This is a genomic window from Allobosea sp., assembly GCF_048595345.1.
Lineage (GTDB): Bacteria > Pseudomonadota > Alphaproteobacteria > Rhizobiales > Beijerinckiaceae > Allobosea.
On record NZ_JBMDWH010000149.1, the window covers coordinates 1 to 5,353 of the forward strand.

A 5,353-nucleotide genomic window follows, 5' to 3' on the forward strand; every position below is an offset into this window, starting at 1 on the left:
TCGACGAGCGGGGCCTCAAAGATATCGGCCTGGTCCGGTCCGACATCGACGGCGCGCTGGCGACGTCCTGGCTCACCGATCCCTCGAAGATCCTGGCGGCCCGCTCCGACGCCAGCGCCGGCCTCGCCGAGCGTCGGCGCCGGCAGGCGGTGCGCCTGTCCCAGACCGCGCCGCTGCCGATGAGCGATGCTGGCCGCATCCTGGCGCGCTGCGTCTGACACCGATACGCCGCGTTGGACCCCTTGCGCGTGCGTCCTGAAGGGCGGGAGCTTCCGGCTTCCACCCCTTTTTTATGAGCGCGGCGGCTGCCCGCCTCCGAGCATGGCGTCGAGGATCGATTTCATCGCCTTCTGATGCTCGTCCTGGATCTGTCGCCCATGCTCGAACATCTGGTTGAGGGCATCGAGGCCGATCGAGCCGGGGCCGGGCGGCAGCTCGCTCCCCGCCGAGGAAGCCGCCTGCGGCTCGGGCTCCGGGCGCGGCGGCGGCGCGGACTGACCGGCCGCGCCGGTGGCCGGCGGCATCCCACCGAACATGCCGCCGAGGATCTGGCCGAACATGCCGCCGAAGGGGTCATTGGGTCCTGCGCCCGTCTGGCCCTGCGGCGGCGGGGCCGCGGCTGCCTGCCCGAACATGCCGCGCAGGATCGCATCCATCGGGTTGAAGGGCGCCTGCGGCGGCGGTGGCGGCGGGGCCGCCGGCTGCATCCCGGGAAAGGCGCCGCGCATCATCTCGGCGAACTGCCCGAGCATGCCGCCGAGGCCTTCGTTGGAGGCGGTCTTCGACAGCCCGCCCATCAGCATCGCGGCGATCACGGGCATGATCTGCTTCATGATCGCCATGCTGACGCCGCTGGTCGCCGCCGCCTGGGCGGCGACGGCCTGCGCCACCTCCTGCGAGCCGAAGATGCGGCTGAGCACATCCAGCCCGGCGACATTGGCCTCGGGCGGGATGTGGCTGCTCGGCGCCTCGAAGAAGCGCGCATAGGGTGAGGCGGTCATCATCTGCGCCAGCGAGCCGAAAGCCTGGGGGTTCTGCGTCTGGCGCTGCAGGCCCATCGTGAAAGCCGGCAGCAGAGCCTCGATCGCCGCCTGCGTCTGCTGCAGGCTGAGGCCATAGGCGCGGGCGAGGTTCTGCATCGCCTGGCCGTTCTGGGCCGACTGCATGATCTCGAACAGGTTCATCATGAGGCACCTCCCGGACCACTGCGAATCGCACGATAGCAGCCGCTTTCGTGCTGGCAAACCGATGGCCGGGCTGGGAAGCGTCCCGTTTTCGCCGGGGCCGTCGCCCGGGCGCGTGCCCGGTCAGCGCTCCGGCTCGCCGACGCCGCCGACCGCGACCTCGGCGCCGCCATCCTCGATCGCCTCGCGGGTCTCGGCCGTGAGTGCGCGCGACTTGCCCCGCGGCGTCACCAGCGGCTCCGGCGAGACGCGCGGCACCTTGTTCAGACCGGCGGCGATGCCCTCGCTGTACTGGATCTCCATGCGCTGCGAATCGCGGTCGCGCACGTGCTCGATCACGAGGTCGGCCTCGTCCCGCGTGAGTCCGGCCGCCTCCAGCGTCACTCGGCCGAAACTCAGCGCCGATTCGAACGTCTCGCGCATCTGATAGTCGACATTGGCCTTCATCAGGTCGATGGCGTGGACGCGGTCATAGGCGCGCACATGCACCCGCGCATGCGGGAACTCGGCCTGCACCATCTCGACGATGCGCAGCGCTGCCTCCTTGTCGTCGATGCAGATGCAGATGATCCGCGCCCGCCCGGCGCCGGCCGCCCGCAGCACGTCGAGCCGCGTGCCGTCGCCGAAATAGATCTTGAAGCCGAACTTCGCCGCCGAGCGGATGCGCTCGACATCGGAGTCGATGATGGTGACGTCGATATGTTGCAGCAGCAGCGCCTGCGTCACCACTTGGCCGAAGCGGCCGAAGCCGACCACGAGAACCTCGCTGCCATCGGCGCCGTCGAAATCCTCGTCGATGGTCTCGGGCTTGATCCGCGCCAGCATCACCGTGTCGAGCGCCTTGGCGACGATGGGCCCCAGCAGCATGCTGATCGCCGCCAGCGCGGTGACGATCGCCGTCTGGCGCGCATCGAGCAGCCCGTTCGCCAGCGCCAGCGGCAGCAGCACGAAGGCGAATTCGCCCGCCGGCGAGAGCAGCGCCCCGGCCCGGACCGCCTCCATCCAGGACGAGCAGGAGACGCGCAGGATCGTCGCGACCACCGCGATCTTGAACAGCACGAGCCCCGGCGCCGCCAGCAGCAGAAGCAGCCAGTTCTCGGCGACGATCCTCAGATCCAGCGACATGCCGACCGCCATGAAGAACAGGCCGAGGAGTACGCCGCGGAAGGGCTCGATATCCGCCTCCAGCTCGTGCCGGAAATGCGAGTCGGCCAGCATGACCCCCGCGACGAAGGCGCCCATCGCCATCGACAGGCCGACATGCTCCATCAGGAGGGCGGCCCCCAGCACGATCAGCAGCGCGGCGGCGGTCATCACCTCCTTGGCGCCGCTATGGGCCAGGATGCGGAAGAACGGATTGAGCAGGTAGCGGCCCGCCAGAACCACGGCGGCGATGGCCGCCAGCGCGATGCCAAGGCTCGCGAAAGCCTTCGCCGGCCCGCCCGCAGGCGCACCCGTCGTCGCCAGCAGCGGGATCAGCGCCAGCACCGGCGCGATCGAGATGTCCTGAAACAGCAGGATGGAAAAGGTGCGCCGCCCATAGAGCTCGCTGCCGTCGCCGCGCTCCTCCAGCAATTGCAGCGCGATCGAGGTCGCAGAGAGCGCGAGCGCGATGCCGACCGTCACCGCCCCGGCCACCGAAAGCCCGAGCGACCAGGCGACGAGGCCGGCGCCGCCGGCGCTCAGCGCCATCTGGCTGAGGCCCGAGCCCAGAATGTCCCGCCGCATCGAGAACAGCCGAGAGGGCTGCAATTCGAGCCCGACGAGAAAGAGCAGCAGCACGACGCCGATCTCGGCCGTGCCGCGAATGGCGTCCGGGTCCTGGATCACGCGGAGCAGCGAGGGGCCGATGACGATGCCGGCGGCGAGATAGCCCAGCACAGCCGATTGCCCCAGCTTGCGGAACAGCGGCACCGCAATCACCGCCCCGGCGCAGAAGGTCAGGATCGGGGGCAGATAGCTGGCATGGGAGGCGGCTTCGGCCATGGGCTGCTCACGCTGACGGGGGTGGCGACCGCAGCCGCAGACCCTATCTAGGGCTTCGAAGTGTTCTGTGCGAGGGGGTGGGCGCAAGCAGGGCGGGCGAGCCTCCTGCGCTCAGATCCGGCGCTTCCTTGACATCGCCGCCATCGCGCCGAAAGAAGGCGCTGGATCCCCTCCTGGAGTTTCAAGGCCGCGTGACCAAGCCGCCGCTCGACATCCTGCTCTGTGCCCCGCGCGGCTTCTGCGCCGGGGTCGTGCGCGCCATCGACGCGGTGGAGAAGGCGCTGTCGCTGCATGGCGCGCCCGTCTATGTGCGCCACGAGATCGTCCACAACAAATATGTCGTGGAATCGCTGAGGCGGAAGGGCGCCGTCTTCGTCGCCGAGCTCGATGAGGTGCCGGACGAGACCCGCCCGGTGATCTTCTCGGCCCATGGCGTCGCCAAGGCGGTGCCGGCCGCCGCCAAGGCCCGCAATCTCTTCGCCATCGACGCCACCTGCCCGCTGGTGACCAAGGTGCATCGCGAGGCGGAGGTGCATCACAAGCGCGGCCGCCACATCCTGCTCGTCGGCCATGCCGGCCATCCGGAGGTGATCGGTACCATGGGGCAATTGCCGGAGGGCGCGATCACGCTGATCGAGACCCTCGCCGATGTCGCGGCGTTGAACCCGCCCGCCGGGGCGCCGCTCGCCTATGTCACCCAGACGACCCTCTCGGTCGACGACACGCGCGAGATCGTCGAGGCGCTTCAGGCCCGCTTCCCGGAACTGATCGCCCCGCACAAGGAAGACATCTGCTACGCCACCACCAACCGGCAGGAAGCGGTGAAGCGCGTCGCCCCGCTGGTCGAGGGGCTGATCGTCGTCGGCTCGCCCAATTCCTCGAATTCGCAGCGCCTGCGTGAGGTCGCCGAGCGCGCCGGCTGCCCTGTGGCGCGGCTCGTGCTGCGCACCGACGAGATCGACTGGTCGGCCTTCGGTGCCATCCGCAGCCTCGGCATCACCGCCGGCGCCAGCGCCCCCGAGGTGCTGGTCGAGGAGATCATCGACGCCTTCGCCGAGCGCTACGATGTGCGTGTCGAGACGGTCTCGACCGCCAGCGAGGACGTATTCTTCCCGCTGCCTCGCGAATTGCGCGGCGACGCGCCGCCGGCCGCGGCCGAGTAAGCCTGCACAGAAAGCGCCCGACCTTGGCCGTCTACACCGAAGTGCCCAATGACGAGCTCGCCGCCTTCGTGGCGCGCTTCAGCATCGGCGATCTGCTCTCCTTCAAGGGCATCGCCGAGGGCGTCTCCAATTCCAATTTCCTGCTCCACACCACGAAGGCCTTCTACATCCTCACACTCTACGAGGAGCGGGTGGACGAACAGGAGTTGCCCTTCTTCATCGGGCTGATGGACCATCTCGCCGGGCGCGGGCTGATCTGCCCCGTGCCGCTGCGGATGAAGGACGGCTCGGCCGTCGGCCGGCTGGCGGGCCGACCTGCGGCGATCGTCTCCTTCCTCGACGGGATTTCGGTGCGCCGGCCGAACGTGGCCCATTGTGCCGAGCTCGGGCGCGAACTCGCGCGGCTGCACGAGGCGGGCTCCGATTTCGGGATGGAGCGGGTGAACTCGCTCTCGGTTCCCGGCTGGCGTCCCCTGGCCGAGCAGGCCGGTGCCGCCGCCGACACGATCTCGCCCGGCCTGCAGAACCGCGTCATGGCCGAGATCGCCTTCCACGAAAGATCCTGGCCCGAAGGCCTGCCACGCGGCGTGATCCATGCCGATCTCTTCCCCAACAACGTCTTCTTCATCGGCGACAGGCTCTCGGGGCTGATCGACTTCTATTTCGCCTGCACCGACGCCTTCGCCTATGACCTCGCCATCTGCCTGAATTCCTGGTGTTTCGAGGCCGACGCCTCGTTCAACCTCACCAAGGGCCAGGCGCTCCTCGCCGGTTATGAGAGCGTGCGCCCGTTGACCCCGGCAGAGGCGCAGGCCCTGCCGCAGCTCTGCCGCGGCTCGGCACTGCGCTTCCTCGTCACCCGTCTGGTCGACTGGCTGAACGTGCCGCCCGGCGCGCTGGTGAAGCCGCTCGACCCGCTGGAATACGACCGCAAGCTCGCCTTCCACCAGCGCGTCGGCGATGCGCGCGAATACGGGTTGAAGCGGTGACCGCGACCGTCGACGTGTGGACGGACGGGGC

Annotated in this window: 4 protein-coding genes and 1 pseudogene; 3 read left to right on the forward strand and 2 right to left on the reverse strand. The window is 69.2% G+C overall.

Features of this window, described 5'->3' with window-relative positions; genetic code table 11:
* Positions 1-218 (forward strand): annotated as a pseudogene (locus ACOJTB_RS13970) (hypothetical protein); the annotation flags it as partial.
* Positions 219-290: 72 nt separating this feature from the next.
* Here the strand turns inward: ACOJTB_RS13970 and ACOJTB_RS13975 are convergent.
* Positions 291-1,187 carry a DUF937 domain-containing protein gene (locus ACOJTB_RS13975; RefSeq protein WP_420103134.1) on the reverse strand — a complete coding sequence of 299 codons (897 nt, stop codon included), beginning with the start codon at positions 1,185-1,187 and terminating at the stop codon, positions 291-293.
* Positions 1,188-1,307: 120 nt separating this feature from the next.
* Positions 1,308-3,170 (reverse strand): monovalent cation:proton antiporter-2 (CPA2) family protein, encoded by a 1,863-nt coding sequence (locus ACOJTB_RS13980; protein WP_420103135.1) that lies wholly within the window; start codon positions 3,168-3,170, stop codon positions 1,308-1,310.
* A 191-nt stretch (positions 3,171-3,361) separates the two neighbouring features.
* On the opposite strand from ACOJTB_RS13980, the gene ispH reads away from it, so the two are divergent.
* Both ispH and ACOJTB_RS13990 read left to right on the forward strand, forming a co-directional pair.
* Positions 3,362-4,333 carry a 4-hydroxy-3-methylbut-2-enyl diphosphate reductase gene (gene ispH, locus ACOJTB_RS13985; protein ID WP_420103136.1) on the forward strand — a complete coding sequence of 324 codons (972 nt, stop codon included), beginning with the start codon at positions 3,362-3,364 and terminating at the stop codon, positions 4,331-4,333.
* Between the two features lie 23 nt (positions 4,334-4,356).
* On the forward strand, positions 4,357-5,322 hold the full coding sequence (locus tag ACOJTB_RS13990; RefSeq protein WP_420103137.1) for a homoserine kinase: 966 nt from the start codon (positions 4,357-4,359) through the stop codon (positions 5,320-5,322).
* Positions 5,323-5,353 lie beyond the last annotated feature (31 nt).